The 15,158-nt window shown below is 46.5% G+C and carries 28 protein-coding genes; 24 read left to right on the top strand and 4 right to left on the bottom strand.

Going from position 1 to position 15,158, the window contains the following annotated elements; genetic code table 11:
• Positions 1-58 precede the first annotated feature (58 nt).
• The 19 genes from I8U17_RS00225 (at position 59) to I8U17_RS00135 (ending at position 9,726) form a co-directional block, all read left to right on the top strand.
• Positions 59-199, top strand: coding sequence for a hypothetical protein (locus tag I8U17_RS00225; protein WP_160173941.1), 141 nt, complete (start codon positions 59-61; stop codon positions 197-199).
• Entirely contained in the window at positions 196-642 is a 447-nt protein-coding gene (locus I8U17_RS00220) for a hypothetical protein (protein WP_198058876.1), read from the top strand. Before I8U17_RS00225 ends, I8U17_RS00220 begins: the two co-directional genes overlap by 4 nt.
• 12 nt (positions 643-654) lie before the next feature.
• Positions 655-1,020, top strand: coding sequence for a DUF7667 family protein (locus I8U17_RS00215; protein ID WP_033101651.1), 366 nt, complete (start codon positions 655-657; stop codon positions 1,018-1,020).
• A 323-nt stretch (positions 1,021-1,343) separates the two neighbouring features.
• Positions 1,344-1,544 carry a hypothetical protein gene (locus I8U17_RS00210; RefSeq protein WP_033101649.1) on the top strand — a complete coding sequence of 67 codons (201 nt, stop codon included), beginning with the start codon at positions 1,344-1,346 and terminating at the stop codon, positions 1,542-1,544.
• Entirely contained in the window at positions 1,531-1,728 is a 198-nt protein-coding gene (locus I8U17_RS00205; RefSeq protein WP_033101648.1) for a hypothetical protein, read from the top strand. Before I8U17_RS00210 ends, I8U17_RS00205 begins: the two co-directional genes overlap by 14 nt.
• A gap of 22 nt (positions 1,729-1,750) precedes the next feature.
• Entirely contained in the window at positions 1,751-2,668 is a 918-nt protein-coding gene (locus I8U17_RS00200; protein ID WP_033101647.1) for an AAA family ATPase, read from the top strand.
• Complete coding sequence (locus I8U17_RS00195; RefSeq protein ID WP_198058875.1) at positions 2,646-2,990, top strand: hypothetical protein; 345 nt, start codon at positions 2,646-2,648, stop codon at positions 2,988-2,990. The genes I8U17_RS00200 and I8U17_RS00195 overlap by 23 nt, the downstream gene beginning before the upstream one ends.
• Before the next feature lie 254 nt (positions 2,991-3,244).
• On the top strand, positions 3,245-3,451 hold the full coding sequence (locus I8U17_RS00190) for a hypothetical protein (RefSeq protein ID WP_033101645.1): 207 nt from the start codon (positions 3,245-3,247) through the stop codon (positions 3,449-3,451).
• A gap of 43 nt (positions 3,452-3,494) precedes the next feature.
• A complete protein-coding gene (locus tag I8U17_RS00185) occupies positions 3,495-4,508 on the top strand; it encodes a replication protein (protein ID WP_052154326.1) in 1,014 nt (337 codons plus the stop codon).
• Positions 4,505-5,440: a primosomal protein DnaI gene (dnaI, locus tag I8U17_RS00180; protein ID WP_198058874.1), complete on the top strand. Its 936-nt coding sequence runs from the start codon at positions 4,505-4,507 to the stop codon at positions 5,438-5,440. Before I8U17_RS00185 ends, dnaI begins: the two co-directional genes overlap by 4 nt.
• Positions 5,441-5,719, top strand: coding sequence for a hypothetical protein (locus tag I8U17_RS00175; RefSeq protein WP_198058873.1), 279 nt, complete (start codon positions 5,441-5,443; stop codon positions 5,717-5,719).
• Complete coding sequence (locus I8U17_RS00170) at positions 5,719-5,973, top strand: hypothetical protein (protein ID WP_198058872.1); 255 nt, start codon at positions 5,719-5,721, stop codon at positions 5,971-5,973. Before I8U17_RS00175 ends, I8U17_RS00170 begins: the two co-directional genes overlap by 1 nt.
• Entirely contained in the window at positions 5,954-6,112 is a 159-nt protein-coding gene (locus tag I8U17_RS00165; protein WP_198058871.1) for a hypothetical protein, read from the top strand. Before I8U17_RS00170 ends, I8U17_RS00165 begins: the two co-directional genes overlap by 20 nt.
• Before the next feature lie 102 nt (positions 6,113-6,214).
• Positions 6,215-6,451 carry a hypothetical protein gene (locus tag I8U17_RS00160; RefSeq protein ID WP_198058870.1) on the top strand — a complete coding sequence of 79 codons (237 nt, stop codon included), beginning with the start codon at positions 6,215-6,217 and terminating at the stop codon, positions 6,449-6,451.
• Positions 6,448-7,398 (top strand): DNA cytosine methyltransferase, encoded by a 951-nt coding sequence (locus tag I8U17_RS00155; protein WP_198058869.1) that lies wholly within the window; start codon positions 6,448-6,450, stop codon positions 7,396-7,398. The genes I8U17_RS00160 and I8U17_RS00155 overlap by 4 nt, the downstream gene beginning before the upstream one ends.
• Positions 7,395-7,589: a hypothetical protein gene (locus tag I8U17_RS00150; protein WP_198058868.1), complete on the top strand. Its 195-nt coding sequence runs from the start codon at positions 7,395-7,397 to the stop codon at positions 7,587-7,589. The genes I8U17_RS00155 and I8U17_RS00150 overlap by 4 nt, the downstream gene beginning before the upstream one ends.
• Before the next feature lie 5 nt (positions 7,590-7,594).
• Positions 7,595-7,801 (top strand): hypothetical protein, encoded by a 207-nt coding sequence (locus tag I8U17_RS00145; protein ID WP_198058867.1) that lies wholly within the window; start codon positions 7,595-7,597, stop codon positions 7,799-7,801.
• Positions 7,802-8,038: 237 nt separating this feature from the next.
• On the top strand, positions 8,039-8,395 hold the full coding sequence (locus I8U17_RS00140; RefSeq protein ID WP_198058866.1) for a hypothetical protein: 357 nt from the start codon (positions 8,039-8,041) through the stop codon (positions 8,393-8,395).
• Between the two features lie 683 nt (positions 8,396-9,078).
• Entirely contained in the window at positions 9,079-9,726 is a 648-nt protein-coding gene (locus tag I8U17_RS00135) for a recombinase family protein (RefSeq protein WP_198058865.1), read from the top strand.
• A gap of 201 nt (positions 9,727-9,927) precedes the next feature.
• Here the strand turns inward: I8U17_RS00135 and I8U17_RS18530 are convergent, their stop codons facing one another.
• The gene (locus tag I8U17_RS18530; protein WP_255518232.1) at positions 9,928-10,053 is read right to left on the bottom strand and encodes a hypothetical protein; all 126 of its coding nucleotides are present in this window, start codon (positions 10,051-10,053) and stop codon (positions 9,928-9,930) included.
• Between the two features lie 210 nt (positions 10,054-10,263).
• On the opposite strand from I8U17_RS18530, the gene I8U17_RS00130 reads away from it, so the two are divergent.
• The gene (locus tag I8U17_RS00130) at positions 10,264-10,482 is read left to right on the top strand and encodes a hypothetical protein (RefSeq protein ID WP_198058864.1); all 219 of its coding nucleotides are present in this window, start codon (positions 10,264-10,266) and stop codon (positions 10,480-10,482) included.
• Positions 10,483-10,688: 206 nt separating this feature from the next.
• Here the strand turns inward: I8U17_RS00130 and I8U17_RS00125 are convergent, their stop codons facing one another.
• On the bottom strand, positions 10,689-11,099 hold the full coding sequence (locus I8U17_RS00125) for a type II toxin-antitoxin system HicB family antitoxin (protein ID WP_198058863.1): 411 nt from the start codon (positions 11,097-11,099) through the stop codon (positions 10,689-10,691).
• Between the two features lie 80 nt (positions 11,100-11,179).
• Positions 11,180-11,395: a type II toxin-antitoxin system HicA family toxin gene (locus tag I8U17_RS18665; protein WP_198058862.1), complete on the bottom strand. Its 216-nt coding sequence runs from the start codon at positions 11,393-11,395 to the stop codon at positions 11,180-11,182.
• Between the two features lie 172 nt (positions 11,396-11,567).
• Between I8U17_RS18665 and I8U17_RS00115 the strand changes: the two genes are divergently transcribed.
• A complete protein-coding gene (locus I8U17_RS00115; protein ID WP_198058861.1) occupies positions 11,568-11,816 on the top strand; it encodes a hypothetical protein in 249 nt (82 codons plus the stop codon).
• Positions 11,817-11,824: 8 nt separating this feature from the next.
• Here the strand turns inward: I8U17_RS00115 and I8U17_RS00110 are convergent, their stop codons facing one another.
• Complete coding sequence (locus tag I8U17_RS00110) at positions 11,825-12,688, bottom strand: 3'-5' exonuclease (protein ID WP_198058860.1); 864 nt, start codon at positions 12,686-12,688, stop codon at positions 11,825-11,827.
• 24 nt (positions 12,689-12,712) lie between these two features.
• Between I8U17_RS00110 and I8U17_RS00105 the strand changes: the two genes are divergently transcribed.
• The 3 genes from I8U17_RS00105 to I8U17_RS00095 all read left to right on the top strand — a co-directional run bounded on the left by I8U17_RS00105 (position 12,713) and on the right by I8U17_RS00095 (position 15,150).
• Positions 12,713-13,018, top strand: coding sequence for an HNH endonuclease (locus I8U17_RS00105; protein ID WP_232330816.1), 306 nt, complete (start codon positions 12,713-12,715; stop codon positions 13,016-13,018).
• Between the two features lie 97 nt (positions 13,019-13,115).
• Positions 13,116-13,478 (top strand): P27 family phage terminase small subunit, encoded by a 363-nt coding sequence (locus I8U17_RS00100; RefSeq protein WP_033100740.1) that lies wholly within the window; start codon positions 13,116-13,118, stop codon positions 13,476-13,478.
• Positions 13,459-15,150, top strand: a complete 1,692-nt coding sequence (locus I8U17_RS00095; RefSeq protein ID WP_198058858.1) for a terminase large subunit — start codon at positions 13,459-13,461, stop codon at positions 15,148-15,150. The genes I8U17_RS00100 and I8U17_RS00095 overlap by 20 nt, the downstream gene beginning before the upstream one ends.
• Positions 15,151-15,158: the final 8 nt, after the last annotated feature.

The raw sequence follows: 15,158 nt of genomic DNA, 5'->3' as shown, positions 1-15,158 counted from the left end.
GCAAGTTATACAAGAGATTCATAGAATCGAATTTTTGGATATGGAGGGCATTCCCATCATGATTGGCAAGGAAGTCATTTACCGCGGACGGCGGTGGCTCGTGATCGGTGAAACCATTCAGCATTATTACTTGGTAGATGAAACCTTCGGATTCCAGACTGCACGTAAAAGCAAGGTGAAGGAGGTCAGCGGAGCATGAAGACTTATCCAATTCATCTAACAGCCCGAGAAATTGCCGATCTTGCAGCGGCAATCGAAACTCGCAAACAACGCATCCAGGGAATCCTGCAAAAATCGGAGTCCCAAGAGATTATCAAAATGTATAAACGCGAGATGAAAAAGTACCAGACGCTGAGGAAAAAGCTGTCTGCCGTGTTGTCGGTCTATCCGGGTGAATTCTCCGGCCGATTGACATCGGGGGGAGGTGATAAAGTGAATATCCGGTGGCGCAGTTTCAATGACCGTGGGGTTTTGAAATACCGGATCTACAAATGCGGGAAATTTTGCGGATATTTGACGTTGCCAGGATTGTTGCAGTGGATCAATGAAAACGAAAAGCCCGCTTCTGGGCAGAGAAGCGAGCTTTCCAACTCAAAAATAACTTGGATCTTCTCTAAGTGTAACACACACTTGGAGCGGTGAGGAGGGGCTAAAATGAAGCCTTATCTGAAAAGATTGGCCGAACTTTACCACAAAACCCAATCCGGCCAAGATTTTACCGAATCGGAAACAAGAGATTGGTGCGATTCCTTGAACGCCAATCTGACTTGCAAAAAAAAGCATTACGCATACGAGTATACGCTGGCTTATCTTTGGGAGCGCTACAAAGCGGTCGGACGGTTGTGTCCGGTTGAACGGATGCTATGGCGAAAAGCGATGCAACAAAATCTTTCACTCTGTTGTGAATTGAGCTGGCTTGAACACCTTTCTTTTATCGTCTATCAAACCGGCGACACAGATTACCAGCACGAAATCTGCGCGAAGATCGACTGGTTGAACGGAGACGGAGTGGTTCACTGATCTTTCAGCCTGGCTGGGAGGCTGAATCCCGGCCCCATTTTTCCCGAAAGGATGACGCTCATGTTTTATGTGAAAAAAGCCGAGGTCTACCTGGTTAATCTCGAACTTCCTTTTCAAGTCAACGGAAACGAGGCACAAAATCTTTACTCACTCTCTCTGGATCGGGACCAGGAAGAAACTTTTCCTAACTTCTTCATTTCAAATGCCGATATCGGCAAGTCTTTATTCCCGGCGATAAGGTTCATTCGATCTACTTTTATGAAGACAAAGAAGCGAAGGACCTTTACCGACAAATCTGCGAGAAATGGAATGAAGTGACGCAGATGACCGGCATTAAAGACGATAAAGGCAAAGAATGGTTTGTCATCAATGGCGTTACCTATATCGGGGATGAGAACACACAAGAAAAAGTCTCCAATGATCCGGAGGTTGCTCGTTTGATGTTGGAAATTGAGCAGCTGGAATTTCTGTTCAATGAGTTTCGAAAAAGTCGTGAAGTGGGTGAAGTAGATGGCCAAGTATAAAGCCAAACTCACCTGGCGTGAAACGGATCCCCAGGAACGCCGGGAAGTCCAAGTCGGTGACGAAGTGGAGATTCAAAAGGGACTTAAGTTTACCGTTCTCGATATATTCCCTTGGGAAGGCCGTCAAGCCTACTGGACGGATAAGATCGGCGTCGTTTATGCGGATGAGCTGATCAGGCAATGATCTTCAAAAGGAGCGGATGAAAATGTTTCAACCGGCCAAAAAGGTAAAGAAATCCCTGAAGATTGCAGTGTACGGTGAACCGGGAACCGGAAAAACGTGGTTTGGCCTGATGGCCCCTGGACGTAAGGCAGTCATTGATACAGAGAACGGAACGGATTTCTATGGTGAGCGCTTCGAATTTGATGTTTTGAAAACGCGGTTGTATAGCGAAGTCCGCCAAGCGCTTGACTACATTGAACAAAACCCCGGCCAATATGATGTTTTGATTGTCGATCCAATCACCAACATCTATCAGGTACTGAAAGATGCAGCGCAAATGAACGCAGAGAACCGGGCCAGAAGGAACAAGAAAAATCCCGATGACGCAGCGCTCACATTCAGAGACTGGGGCATCGTGAAGAATAAATATAATTCGCTGATCAGCCGCCTTTGTAACCTACCTTGTCATGTGGTGATCACTGGATGGCTCAAAGACATCTACGAAGGTGAAGGCGAGAACATGAAGAAAGTCGGCTCTCGGATCGATGCCGATAAGAAAACCGAATACCAGCCGGACGTCATCATCAAGTTAGAGGTTGACAAAAATGGCAATCGATACGGCGTGATTGAGAAAGACCGGACCATGACATACAAGAAAGGCCAGAAGGTGAAAGATATCTCGTTTGAGAGCTTTCTGGGGGCTGTAAATAAAGTTGGAACGGTAAGCCGGCTGATGACAGAGGAAGAAGCAGCCACTGCAGAAGCGGAGATCACTGTAGAGACTCTTGAAAAAATCAAAGACAAATGGCTCAAGAGCGGTAAAGCTCCCCAAGAGTTAACGGTCCATTTGAAACAAACATACGCAGCTAAAGACATATACAGCCTTACCGAGAAGCAGGGACAAGAGGTGCTGAAGTGGATCGCAGGAGGAGGGGCTGATGGCAAACGTGAGACCGCTTGAGCAAACAGTCGAAGCGATCCGGGCAGCGGCTCTGGTGTTCAACAAGTCGCTCAAGATTCCGGCTCGGTGGCGAGTAGCTGAACGGATCTCCTCCTCCAGCCGGTTGATGAAGATTAATCGCGCTCAACATGTTCTCCTGCTGGAAGATATCAACGAAGGACGGTTCAAACGTAAGCGGGGCGAGTTCCTCTGCAAAGCACGGATCACAAACCCTTCGGCGCATGAACGGTTGAACGTGGTCGATATCGACGCCGACAAGAGCAAGCGGGTCAAAGTGGACTGTCAGAAGTGCCTAGAAATTGCGCGGAAGCGTTGGAGATAAACAAACCGGGGTGGCTCCGGCTACCCTCTCCTGGGGGGATCACGATGAAACATGGAACCTGCCGGAATTGTGGCAAGGAGTTGAATCAGAAGCCCAAACATCAGCTTGATGAAAATCGGAAGTTTTGCGGAAAACGATGTTTCTGGAAACACCTAGACAAAGTAATGATGATGCACGTAGAACATAGCGGCAAATGTAATGTGGAACGGCTCTAAACTAAACGGGCGGCTCGTCTGCCTCTTGGAGGGATAACGATGTTCAAAGCGTACTGCAAGCATCCTGAGTTCGGAACTATGCCGGCAGTTCATCTGGCAGATGTAGATGAGATTTTGCGCTATACCAGCCTGCAACGGCATTTTTTCCCCGAAATCATCGTGACAGACGAACTGGATCTGACAGTAGTGCACGTTCAGAATCATCGATATGTGTTCCCGGACGAGTGGAAGAGATTGAACAAATAAAGGGCGGCATTGTCCGCCCCCCGATACGGGGGAGGGTGTGAGTGTGGCAAATCCACAACCGGACAAATTTACACGGCTCAGTAATGAACTGTACGAAGCAATTATGACCACCGATTTTAGTAAGAGGCAACGGAATATTTTAGATTTGGTTCTTAGACTAAGTTATGGATGCGGAAAAAAAGACGCTCTCATCAAGCCATCGGAATTTGAGTTGGTTGGTGTTCGGAAAGGTCATGTGAAGAAAGAACTTACCTATTTGGCCCAATCAAAGGTGTTATTTATTGATGGGGATCGGATTCAGATAAACAAGAATTACGATCAGTGGCGGGTCAGTTTGGTCAGCTGCTTTAATCCCGAGAAATTCAAAGATCTGATCAAACGAAATCTGGATGCTAAATCAGTTACCAAAACAGTAACTACTGATGAGAGCGAGTTATCAAAACAGGAACCAGATAGTTACCAAAACAGTAACTCGGTAGTTACTGAAACGGTAACCGACATGGCCTCTCATCCCTACAGCCACAAGGCTTACGACGATCCGAAAGATATATTAAAGAAAATTAAAGAAAGTAATAATAATAACTCTGCTGACGAACCACTACCTGATCCATTTGAAGAAGAGCTGACAGACGAACAGAAGTTGGAAAACGAAATAGAGGACTATTACCAATCAAAAAGAGGGAAGTATGGTTTCCCTGTAAGCCCCAAAGATCGAGACTTAATCAAGAAAGCGATACACGAGGAAAAATTCACACGCGATGAAATGTTCCAAGGTATTACCCTGGCTTTCTCGCAATCTGAAAATATAAATTCCTTCAATTACTGTTTGAAAGTGATGAGGACAGAAAGAGAAAAAAGGATGAAAGTGCAACAGAAAAAGAAAGTCGTTCCGCTCAATCGCCGGACTGATACTGATGAATTACCGATGGTATTACGTCCCGAGTTTCAGCAACAACAAAACCAATTGTCGCCAGAAGAGGCTGAGGCAAGAGTGAAGGCTTTAAAAGAAAAAATCAAACAACTCAATAAGAAAGTGCCGAAGGTGGGAGAAAAATGAATCACGCACGAACCGAAATTCGTAAAATCCTAGCTGGCAGACAGGTCAAATCACCAGATGAACGAGTGAGAGAGCTGATGGACCACACCTTGATTAGATCGTTTATGAAAGAACATCCAGAAATCCCGTTGGAAGCCTATAAGAGATCATTGTCAAAGCTCAGTCAATATGTACGGGAGCAAGGTAACTGCGTCAGGTGCCAAGGGTTGGAGTCCTGCCCGAATATCATCACCGGCCATCATTCCGTTTTGGTTGGATACGAAACCAATATCGATCTGCAAATGAAGAAGTGTCACCGTCTGGAAGCGTACGAACAGATGAAGAAGCGGCAGGCGCTAATGAAAAGTCACATGATTCCAAAGAGTATCTTGGCTGCCACTTTTGACACAATCGATTTAGATCCGGACCGGACGGAAGCCATCAGCCAGGCAATCGAATACTGCGAGCGGTTTGAGAGTGGGGTATTCCCGAAGCATGGGCTTTATCTATACGGACCTTACGGCGTAGGCAAAAGCCACATTGCCGGGGCGATGGCAAACTACCTGACGGGGCTTGGTGTTGACTCGTTCATGGTGTATGTGCCGGACTTTGTTCAATCGGTTTATGATTCCATCCGCAAGCAGAAAATCAATGAGCTGGTTGATTCGGTGAAACAGGCGAAAGTGTTGATTTTGGACGATATCGGAGCAGAAAACCTCAATCCTTGGATGAGGGATGAGATCATTGGGGCGATTCTTCAATGCCGAATGGGTGAAGAGCTGCCGACAATTTACACGTCCAACTTGACGCTAAAAGAATTAGAAGATCACCTGGCTTTCACGAACAAAGGAGGAGAGGAAAGAATTAAAGCCGTCCGGATCATGGAGCGGATCAAACATTACACCAAGCCGATTCGCGTTGGCGGTAAGAATCGGCGGGAGGGAGCGATTTGAATGAGCGCAAAAGCCAAAAAGAAACGGAATCGCCGGGGCCGTCCTCCGGTCGATGAACCGAATTACATCGCTTGTCTCGATTGGAATTTCGGGTGGAATCATCCACGCGACTTTGAGGAACTAAAGCGGGCCAGGAAGCAAGGACTCGGATATGAAGAAATTGCCCGGGCGTTAGGGCGGCCAGAAAAGGAAGTAGTCGTCTACATCATGGACCAATGGGAGAAAGGGAATCTCCCGGATCGGCCCAATGGGCTGTGGGGAAGGAGGAGAAGGGCGTGATGGAACAGCTTGAACTGTTCGGCATGGATATTCCACCGTTGAACCCCAACCCGATGGTTAGAGCCTTTGGACGTGGCCCTGATGAGAAATGCCGGACATGTAAGTTTCTGAAAAAGAAAGTATGGGACAAGACCTATTATAAATGCGTATATCGCGGCGACACCAACGGGCCGGGTACAGATCACCGGGTAGGTTGGGATGCCTGCTCGTTATATAGGAAAGGTGGAAGCGAGCATGAATTTCATCGACCGTAACTGGCACAAGCTCGACGATGAGACCCGGAAAAAGGTTCAGGAATTACTGGCCAGCGCTCGGGAACACGAGGAGAGGAAAAAGCGGCTCCAAGAAAAACTCCGGGAGCAATTAGAGAAAATGGGGAGGCGCCAGGGATGAGCCATACACGCCGCTTGATGGTGAACCAGCCAGAAACCGAACGGAAACCTAGTCCATATGAATGTGATTTCTGCGAAGACAAAGGCTGGTTTGAGTTTTTGGATGAAGATGGGAGTATTGGTCGTTACGATCGTTGTCCTGAATGTGAAAGAACAGCAGAAGGAGCAAAAAGCAAAGGAAGCTCGGGAACGAGCGAGACAACGAGCGAGAGAGCGGAGAGAGTACATCAAGCGAATCCAAGAACAACGCGAAACAGAAGCACAAAACATGGCGAAGGTGATCCCGTTTAGAAGGAAAAACAAAGTGATCCCGCAGTTTGAGAGAGGAGATGCATCATGAGAGTTCTTGATTTGTTCAGCGGGATCGGTGGCTTCAGCTTGGCAGCGCATTGGGCAGGAATGGAGACAGCGGCGTTTTGCGAGATTGAGACATTCTGCCAGAAGGTGTTACGCAAAAACTTCCCTGGCGTACCGATTTACGACGATGTCCGATCAGTCACGAAAGAACAACTGGAAAGGGACGGTGTTATAAATGGCGATCGAACAATTGAGCTTGTTTGCGGAGGATTCCCCTGCCAGCCATTTAGTGTTGCCGGCAAGCAACGAGGCAAGGAAGATGACCGCCACCTCTGGCCGGAGATGTTTAGAATTATCAAGGAATTGCGGCCCGCTTGGGTTGTTGGAGAAAACGTTACTGGACTCATTAAACTGGCACTCGATGACGTCATTGCTGACCTGGAAAGCGAAGGCTACACCGTCAGAGCGTTTATTATTCCAGCTGCAGCCGTCGGGGCACCACACAGAAGGGATCGGGTCTGGATTGTGGGCGACTCCAACCGCCAGCGATGCAACAGCGGGAGCAGTGATTGGCAAGAACGACAAGTTCACAATTACAAAGAACGGGACTATCAGAAGACATGTGCAAACCGGAAACAATTGCAGTCTCAGCCTTGGCCGAATGGTAAAATTTTGGCCAACACCGACAGCGCAGGATGGGAAAAACGCCACCTTGCCACCGTCACAGAAGGAACGGGATTCAGTACCCGGGGCGCTGATCCGAGAAGGGCAGAAGCTCAATCCCGATTGGGTCGAGTGCCTGATGGGCGCCGGGATGGTCAGACATCGATGGCCAGCAGGATTAGGGCAACAGCAACACCCCTGGGAGCCGCCGAGAGTAGTAGAGGGAGTAAAACACAGAAAAGACCGATTGAAAGCACTAGGCAACGCAATTGTCCCACAAGTCGCCTATCAGATATTACGTGCCATCATGGAGGTAGAAAATCATGAGCCTGCCAGCAGGGATGATTCAAATGGACATATTTGAGATGATGCAAAGTCGAGAAGCAGAGAAGAAACCGAAGCGAAAACCGAAAGGAACCGTCTACCGTTGCGACAAGTGCGGCAAGTCGATAGTCATGAATATACCGGCCATCGTGATCGTTTGCGGATGTGGACGGGTTATGCAACAAGAGGAGTGATCAGCATGGCAAAAGTGGTAAGGGTGAAGCTGCCGAATCCGACACCGGGAGGGGCCGTAATTGACGGACGAAGCATCAGGGTGACGTTGCAAAGCCTGATTAGCCAGATTTCAGTGGAGCTACTCGACCGGCGGGTTACAAATTTTAGGACTGATTCAAAGGCTCGTGAGATTCAAATTCACTTTGAGGAGGAGCACGATGATACAACTTGAGTTATTTGGTCCTCCGCCAAAACGGAAGATGAAGACGAAAAATCCTCAGTTAAACGCCGGATTGTTTAGTTCCGATTGGTTTGGAAAATGACGGCTGACCGCTTTATTGTGGATCATCCGAGCAAACAAAAGGTTGAAGTGGAGTTTATATCTTTGCCAGAAGCTCAAATAAGCTAACGGAGGGATCGCAGAATGGTTGGGCGGCTATATCATGATCTATGTGCGGAAATTGATATTTTGGAAGTACGAATCAAGGATTTAGAGGCTGAATATAATTTTTGGTATCGGTCATGTTTTGGGGCTCGGATCAATCGAGCGATCCCGCTGGACGTTTGCTTGAATCGAATGAAAGAGATATGTGACCAGGTGGAAGCCTACAGCGTGATCCTGGAAGAGAAGGAGAAGGCCCGGAAAGAGATGGAGAAGAGAATGGCTGATATTGAAAGTATTGAAGGTAAAGTAGCTTATATGCGGGATGTGAAGGGGATGACGCTGGCGGAAATCGCCGCCGATCTCAATTTTAGCTACAGTTGGATTAAAAAATTGAGTATGAGAACCTCAACGAAAGGAACTAAGAGTGAACTGACAGGTTGATTTCTTATGATATGATGATATTGATCAAAATTATCAATTGATCACCTTTCATTTATCGGAATCCGTGAGCGTGAGCGTATACCATTAAGCCGGGGATATCTAAGATACGGAGGTGAAAGTCCGTCTCTATTATAGTTGCGCATCCCGGCTCTTTTTCTTAATTAATTTGAGATGAGGAATGATTTCATGATCACTTTGGATTCCATTATTCGACTTTGGGAAAAATCGCTTCGAGAAGGAGATTTAAGGAAAGCTCAGTCTATACGGTATGAGATGACAAAAATCATGAAAGAGATCGAAAAGGAAAAATGCATGGGCTAGCGAGTGAATCTTTTTTCTAGTTTAGAGCAGGGGTGGACTTAACTCTTCGGATGATATTCCCATCTGTTCAAAATTGGGCCGTCTTCTTCCTTCCACCCTTGCTCTAAGCCAGGAAATCACTAAAAAGGGGAGTGGGTTCCCTCCATCGTCCGCTCCTCCTGGCTTCAATAAAGGTACTTTTTCCATTTATTAGTGTCTATAAAGGTACACCTTTTAGAACACTGTTCCATCCTACTTTCAAATAGCTTATTTAGTGTTTATAAAGGTACATAAATAAATTTATAAACGTCCATAAATTTAGATAGACCATTATAGACAGATTTGCTATAATTTACAGTAACAAGGCTATTTAAGAGGGTGGGATGATGCAGAAGGTTTTTGGATACATTCGGGTGAGTTCCAAGGACCAGAACATTGACCGACAAATGGAGGAAATGCTGGCACTCGGCATCGAAGAGCGCGACATATTCATTGATAAGGAGTCCGGGAAAGACTTCAACCGTCCCAATTATCAGGCCCTTAAACGTTTCTTACGAAAAGGCGATATTCTTTATATCAAGTCAATCGACCGGTTCGGCCGTAACTCCCGAGAGATTAAGCGCGAATGGGAAGAGATCACCCAAGAGATCGGTGCGGACATCCGGGTGATTGACATGCCGCTCCTGGACACGACAAAACATAAGGACACGCTTGGTTCTTTTGTGAGCGATCTAGTCCTTCAGGTGCTGGCGTTCGTGGCTGAACGGGAACGCGAGAACATTAAACAGCGACAAAGGGAAGGCATTGCGATCGCTAAGGCTAAAGGGAAACATCTGGGTAGGCCGGCGATCACTCTGGATAGCTTGACACCAGACCAGCGCCGTCTGTTGGAAGACAATTATGGACGGTGGCAAAGAAAAGAGATTACTGCGGTCCAGTTCATGAAGGTTTTAGGGCTGAAAAAAGGGACGTTTTATAAATTGATGAAGGAATATGGACAATCAAAAGAGTTCGATGCAAATGCAATATGATTTCGATTTTTTCGTTATACGGCCTTTTAAATATCAGGGGGTACCCCAGAGTATTCGGAGCGATTTTTCATCGCTCAGAGAGGCTCCTAGACCCCTGTTTTTATGAATGAAAAAGAGCTGCCCGATAATGGGTAGCTCTACTTGGTTGGGAGGGAGTTAGGGTGCTCAGGTTTCAGTTGGTTTCGGTTTTTTCAGGTTTTGTTAAAAACCAAATCCTCCGCCGACAAAGACGAAGATGGTGGCGATAACGAGAAGGAAAATTAAAAGCCTTCTCAAACCAAAACCGCCAAAACAACTACCGAAACAACTGCCGCAACTAAAACCCATTTTTTTCACCTCCAACATCAAACTCGAGATATGCTATTCATTTGTGAACGAGTCGAAAGTGCGCTTTCACTAAACACTAAAAAAGAGGCTTCAGTGAAAAAAAAGAACTCCCCAAGTAAATTGGGCAGCTCTTTTTTGTTTCAGGGTGATTTGGTTGGCGCAATTATTTATTCGTAATAACAACAAATTTTATGTCCGGGTGATGACATCTTGAGCGAAAACATCAGGACGAATATTCAAGCCGGCGTTTGCCGGGTAGTGGCCAAGCTGAATGATCTTTGTTTTTATGGTGTCCCGGAAAATGACATCAACGAGATTCGGGCTACTCTCTATTCCATCCTGGACCACTTGGACAGCTCAGGTGTAATGGAATATACAGCGAATCGGTTCGAGCGCGGGTCTTTACAGTTCTTCATGGAGGTGAACTGAATGTATCGATCCTATGGAGTAAATCCATGCCGTTATTTTCCAAATGTGAAAATGCCGGGGCCCATGTATGTCCTGCGGAGTTAATCGTGATCGTTACTCTTGGGGGCCAAGCGGAAGAAAGATTAAAAGGATCAAGATTAAGCTTGGATCGATCTGATGAGGGTATCATAAACGCAAAACAGAAAAAGAACCCAGCAGGGTATTCCCTACCGGGTTTCTTTGATTCCCAACGCTTCTTTGATTGCCGTTTGGAGCAGTTGAGAAAAGTTCAAACCTGCCGCTTCTCCCGCATCACGAAGCCATTTGGGGAGAGTGCAGTTTTTTGTTACAGCTTTATTTGCAGCCTCATCCCGATAAGGCTGCATCCAAATTTCCACATAAACAATTCGATCAGTCGGATCATAAAGCTCAATATCTTTTGGATCGGAAGGAGAAGGAAGCTCTTTTCCTTCTGCTTCGTACTGCAAAATAGCTTCTGCCAATAAATTACGAGCAACAGGCAGCCCTTTTTCAATGTTTTCATGCGATCCAACAAAACCGGGAAAGTCCGGGAAGTAGAAGCTAACATTTTTTTGGGCCTGCTCAAAAACACAAGGATAGATAAAGTGGTTTTTCATTAGCCAACCCCTCCTGTGATATAATTGGAGGATGAAGAGATTGGGTGAGGTTCCCCGAAGGAATTCCTTCGGGGTCAGGATTAGAATTTCAGTCCTGATTGGCGCTCAATGCTTTTGAGTGTACCTTTCGGAACATCGTCGCCGAGGTGATGAGGAGCGACGGTGACTTTCCGTCCGGTTTCTTTATGTACCCAAACGTTATGGCTTCCATCAGTTTTCTTGTGGTTTGGGTCAGGGTGAAATCCGTTTTTGCGAAGTTCTTTCAGGACTTGACGCCATTTGAGAACCTTGCCCAATCTCGTAACCTCTTTTCTGATAATATTATAACACGCATTAATTATGCGCGTCAATGAAAAATGAGCATAATTTATGCGTGTAAATAATAGGCGGATCTAGGCTAATCGCTGACGCGGTTGGCCTTTTTTGTTGGTTACTAGGGTAAAATAATCACTTCTAGGAGAGGAGAACATGACGCAAAAGAACCTTGTTAAACCTCCACCGTCGTTTGAGTCTAAAGTCGCTCGTGATCGAGCTTATTTTGAGGAATTGATCTTGATGTTAAAGGAAATAAAGCCAGAGGGATGGCGCGCTGAAGTCCGTTACGCAAAGAAAATGATAAAGGCCATCGACCGGGTGAATGACTTAAACCGTCTTGAAAAGTTACGTAATACATGTAAAGCATTGGTCCGGCGGTATCGGAAACAAAACCACCCTTGAAAGGTGGCTTAATAATTTCCGGTGAGTATCCGAAGAATTCTTTTCCAAAATGGATCCTTTGTGTTTTTCTGGTTAATCTGCAATTGATGCGACGATTGTGGCTCTTGATCTAATGGCTTGCCCTCTGATGTGATCTCTGATATTGGGGTTGCCTCAACAGGTTTTGACGTGACATCGAGTGTTTGAGATGTCAGAACTTCGTTGGAAGATGTCGGGGCCATTGGAGTTGGTTTGTCTAGTTTCGCCTTTGGATCTGTTTTTTTCTCTGCTGCTGTGTTGATCGGCTTATTGCGTTTTTTGGATTCTTTTTTAGCGGGAGCCTTGGCAGCGGCAACTTCATCTTTAGCGATACTCAGAACCTTTTGGATGACTTCTAGTGTCGCATAACAGTCAGACAGGGCGCGATGCTCGATTTTATGACCACAAGCTTTCTCAAGGCTAACCCATCGGGGAGATCCGATAAAATTGGAATATGCTTTCATTACACAATCAACATCAAAGGGATAATGAATTGGAACATCCCATTTCTTTAAGCTCTGCAACATTAATCTCGTGTCGTAATCAGCATTATAAATAAGCACTTTACGATCTTTGATAATTGGCCAAACTTGCTGCTCCCATACTTCGGGGAAGGTAGGGCTATCCTTGACCATAGCTCGATTGATCCCATGAATATCCGTTGCTGTTTTAGGGATTCTTCCTTTAGGCCTGACAAAAGTGTTTACCAAGATCTGACCATGTTTATCGATGATTGCGATCTCTAAAATTTCGGATGACTTAGTAAGCCCGGTTGTTTCAGTGTCGATAATGACATAATCTAATTGATCCCATTCATTGAATTTGTGTAGTGCGCTTAGTTGATATTTATTCATATTACCCTCCTAAGTGTGATGAGCATGGAGAAAACACCATTCTATAAAAGTAGAACATGGAAGAAATGTAGGGAAACTATTCTTGCTAGGGATAATTATCTTTGTCAAATATGTTTGAGAAAAGGAAAGCTGATTCCTGCAAATACTGTCCATCATATTGAACACTTGAAAGCCAATCCGGATCGAGCGTTGGATGAGTCGAATCTCATCAGTATTTGTGCGACTTGTCATAATCAATTGCATCCGGAGAAAGGACAAGGCAAGCCGAAAGAAAGGAAGAAGCGGAAAGCGCGTGTGATTCGATCGGTGGCCAACGCTGAAGCGACATAGCCCCCCTACCCAAAATTTCGGGATGCGGGGAGCCGTAGACCGGCGCGGCCCCTTCGTTTTCAGCGCGGCACAAATTCTCATGTGAGGGGGGGTTGAAATGGCGGCGGAATACAAACCCAAACGCATCATCAAGCACAAAGAGGCAAAAAAGTTGTTCCATATCATTGTACAGGAACTGGAAAAAGAGAATGCGCTCAATGATCGGACCATGATGATCGTGGACAACATTGTCTTGCTGGAACAGTTGAAACAGGATCATATGGCCGATATCAAGGAGCGCGGCGTCGTGGAGTTGTTCAAAAACGGCTCACAGGAAATGTTCCGCGAAAACAAGTCGGTGGACAAGATCCTGAAGATCGTCGAACAGCAGCGGAAGCTTCAGGCTGAACTGAAACTGACACCTGCCTCCGAGAAGAAGATCACGGAGGTGGTGACGGTGGATGAGTTTGAAGAGTTCTGACCTGATGACCACATCCTATGCCAAGGACGCAGTTGCTGGCCGCATAGTCGTTTCAAAAAAGGTACGTTTGGCTTGCGAGCGTCATTTGCGCGATCTTGAGCGTCAGGGAACCGACGATTTCCCGTTTGTATTTGATAAGGAAAAGGCATTACGGCCAATCGAGTTCATCCAGCGCTTTTGCAAGCCATCGAAAGGGAATTACAAGCGTTTGATTCTCCAGCCCTGGCAACACTTCGTTATTGGTTCGCTTTATGGCTGGGTTCACAAAGACACTGGACTCCGTCGATTTAAAGAGGGGCTTATTTTTGTTGCCCGAAAAAACGGGAAATCGACGATGGTTTCCGGTTTGGCCAACTACGGATGCTCCAAAGACGGCGAAAAGGGCGCCGATGTCTATTTGCTGGCCAACTCCATGAAACAGGCCCGCGTGGTATTCGATGAGTGCCAGAAGATGGTGAAGTCATCGCCGCTCTTGTCCAAACACTTCCGGGTGTTGCGGGATGCGATTCATTTTGACAAGACGTTTTCCAAGATCGAGCCGCAGGCATCCGACAGCGAAAAACTGGACGGATTGAACTGTCATCTCGGGATCTTCGATGAGATACACGAGTATAAGGATTACAAGCTAATCAACGTCATCAAAAACAGTACCGGCGCGCGCCAGCAGCCGCTAATTCTTTATATCACAACCGCCGGTTATCAACTGGATGGACCGTTGATGGACTACTACGAAAAAGCGGCGGACGTGTTGGAAGGCGTGATTCAGGATGAGCGATCGTTCTACTTCATCGCGGAACTGGACGAGGATGACGACATCGCTAATCCTGAAAACTGGGTAAAAGCCAACCCAAATCTGGGCGTGTCGATCGATCTCGAAACCATGATCGAGGAGTGGAACACCCGAAAACACATCCCAGCAGAACGTAATGACTTTATCACCAAGCGGCTCAATCTGTTCGTTCAGTCAGATGAGCAATCTTTCATTGATTACGAGGTGATCAAGCGAAACGACAGCACGATCGCCCCGGATGATTTGACCGGAATGAGCTGCATCGGCGGCTTTGACTTATCCCAGACCGAAGACTTTACCGCCGTCTGCTTGGAATTCTGGCTGGCTGACGGACGGATAGCGGTCCTATCTCATTCTTTTGTGCCGCGACGGAAGGTAGAGCTGGATAACGAAAAACTACCATTCTGTGAGTGGCAAGAGGAAGGGCTACTCACGATCTGCCCGGGCGATTACGTCGATTACAAGTATGTTTTCGATTGGTTCGTCGATCAATCCAAGCGGTACGCAATCGAATTGATTACTTACGACCCAGCCAATGCCTTCCGATTGGTCGAAGAGATGAAAGGCTATGGGTTCCAGACTCAAGTAGTCCGGCAAGGGGCCATCACTCTCAGCCCAGCACTCAAGGATGTGAAGGAACTTTTACTTGATGGAAAGGTGATTTTCAACAGAAATAAACTGTTTCGCTGGTATCTCAACAACGTCAAGCTGGTGGAAGACCGAAACGGTAACTGGCTCCCTACGAAACAGAGCCGATACCGAAAAATTGATGGGTTTGCCGCATGGTTGAACGCTCATACAGAAGTAATGAAAAGGATGGTTGCACCTCAAGGCGCTGGAAACATTAGCGTTATATCCATGAACGATCTACTCAAACGATGAAAGGTGGT

It is taken from the genome of Thermoactinomyces sp. CICC 10521, assembly GCF_016055135.1.
Taxonomy (GTDB): domain Bacteria; phylum Bacillota; class Bacilli; order Thermoactinomycetales; family Thermoactinomycetaceae; genus Thermoactinomyces_A; species Thermoactinomyces_A daqus.
Note: the sequence above shows the minus strand (reverse complement) of the source record. Positions and strands in the feature narration are given on the sequence as shown.

What these genes read in the sequence shown, in the direction of transcription:
- I8U17_RS00225 (WP_160173941.1), top strand. Translation starts at nt 59, where the DNA reads ATGATTGGCAAGGAAGTCATTTACCGCGGACGGCGGTGGCTCGTGATC.
- I8U17_RS00220 (WP_198058876.1), top strand. Translation starts at nt 196, where the DNA reads ATGAAGACTTATCCAATTCATCTAACAGCCCGAGAAATTGCCGATCTT.
- I8U17_RS00215 (WP_033101651.1), top strand. Translation starts at nt 655, where the DNA reads ATGAAGCCTTATCTGAAAAGATTGGCCGAACTTTACCACAAAACCCAA.
- I8U17_RS00210 (WP_033101649.1), top strand. Translation starts at nt 1,344, where the DNA reads ATGACCGGCATTAAAGACGATAAAGGCAAAGAATGGTTTGTCATCAAT.
- I8U17_RS00205 (WP_033101648.1), top strand. Translation starts at nt 1,531, where the DNA reads ATGGCCAAGTATAAAGCCAAACTCACCTGGCGTGAAACGGATCCCCAG.
- I8U17_RS00200 (WP_033101647.1), top strand. Translation starts at nt 1,751, where the DNA reads ATGTTTCAACCGGCCAAAAAGGTAAAGAAATCCCTGAAGATTGCAGTG.
- I8U17_RS00195 (WP_198058875.1), top strand. Translation starts at nt 2,646, where the DNA reads ATGGCAAACGTGAGACCGCTTGAGCAAACAGTCGAAGCGATCCGGGCA.
- I8U17_RS00190 (WP_033101645.1), top strand. Translation starts at nt 3,245, where the DNA reads ATGTTCAAAGCGTACTGCAAGCATCCTGAGTTCGGAACTATGCCGGCA.
- dnaI (WP_198058874.1), top strand. Translation starts at nt 4,505, where the DNA reads ATGAATCACGCACGAACCGAAATTCGTAAAATCCTAGCTGGCAGACAG.
- I8U17_RS00175 (WP_198058873.1), top strand. Translation starts at nt 5,441, where the DNA reads ATGAGCGCAAAAGCCAAAAAGAAACGGAATCGCCGGGGCCGTCCTCCG.
- I8U17_RS00170 (WP_198058872.1), top strand. Translation starts at nt 5,719, where the DNA reads ATGGAACAGCTTGAACTGTTCGGCATGGATATTCCACCGTTGAACCCC.
- I8U17_RS00165 (WP_198058871.1), top strand. Translation starts at nt 5,954, where the DNA reads ATGAATTTCATCGACCGTAACTGGCACAAGCTCGACGATGAGACCCGG.
- I8U17_RS00160 (WP_198058870.1), top strand. Translation starts at nt 6,215, where the DNA reads ATGAAGATGGGAGTATTGGTCGTTACGATCGTTGTCCTGAATGTGAAA.
- I8U17_RS00155 (WP_198058869.1), top strand. Translation starts at nt 6,448, where the DNA reads ATGAGAGTTCTTGATTTGTTCAGCGGGATCGGTGGCTTCAGCTTGGCA.
- I8U17_RS00150 (WP_198058868.1), top strand. Translation starts at nt 7,395, where the DNA reads ATGAGCCTGCCAGCAGGGATGATTCAAATGGACATATTTGAGATGATG.
- I8U17_RS00145 (WP_198058867.1), top strand. Translation starts at nt 7,595, where the DNA reads ATGGCAAAAGTGGTAAGGGTGAAGCTGCCGAATCCGACACCGGGAGGG.
- I8U17_RS00135 (WP_198058865.1), top strand. Translation starts at nt 9,079, where the DNA reads ATGATGCAGAAGGTTTTTGGATACATTCGGGTGAGTTCCAAGGACCAG.
- I8U17_RS18530 (WP_255518232.1), bottom strand. Translation starts at nt 10,053, where the DNA reads ATGGGTTTTAGTTGCGGCAGTTGTTTCGGTAGTTGTTTTGGCGGTTTT.
- I8U17_RS00125 (WP_198058863.1), bottom strand. Translation starts at nt 11,099, where the DNA reads ATGAAAAACCACTTTATCTATCCTTGTGTTTTTGAGCAGGCCCAAAAA.
- I8U17_RS00115 (WP_198058861.1), top strand. Translation starts at nt 11,568, where the DNA reads ATGACGCAAAAGAACCTTGTTAAACCTCCACCGTCGTTTGAGTCTAAA.
- I8U17_RS00110 (WP_198058860.1), bottom strand. Translation starts at nt 12,688, where the DNA reads ATGAATAAATATCAACTAAGCGCACTACACAAATTCAATGAATGGGAT.
- I8U17_RS00105 (WP_232330816.1), top strand. Translation starts at nt 12,713, where the DNA reads ATGGAGAAAACACCATTCTATAAAAGTAGAACATGGAAGAAATGTAGG.
- I8U17_RS00100 (WP_033100740.1), top strand. Translation starts at nt 13,116, where the DNA reads ATGGCGGCGGAATACAAACCCAAACGCATCATCAAGCACAAAGAGGCA.
- I8U17_RS00095 (WP_198058858.1), top strand. Translation starts at nt 13,459, where the DNA reads ATGAGTTTGAAGAGTTCTGACCTGATGACCACATCCTATGCCAAGGAC.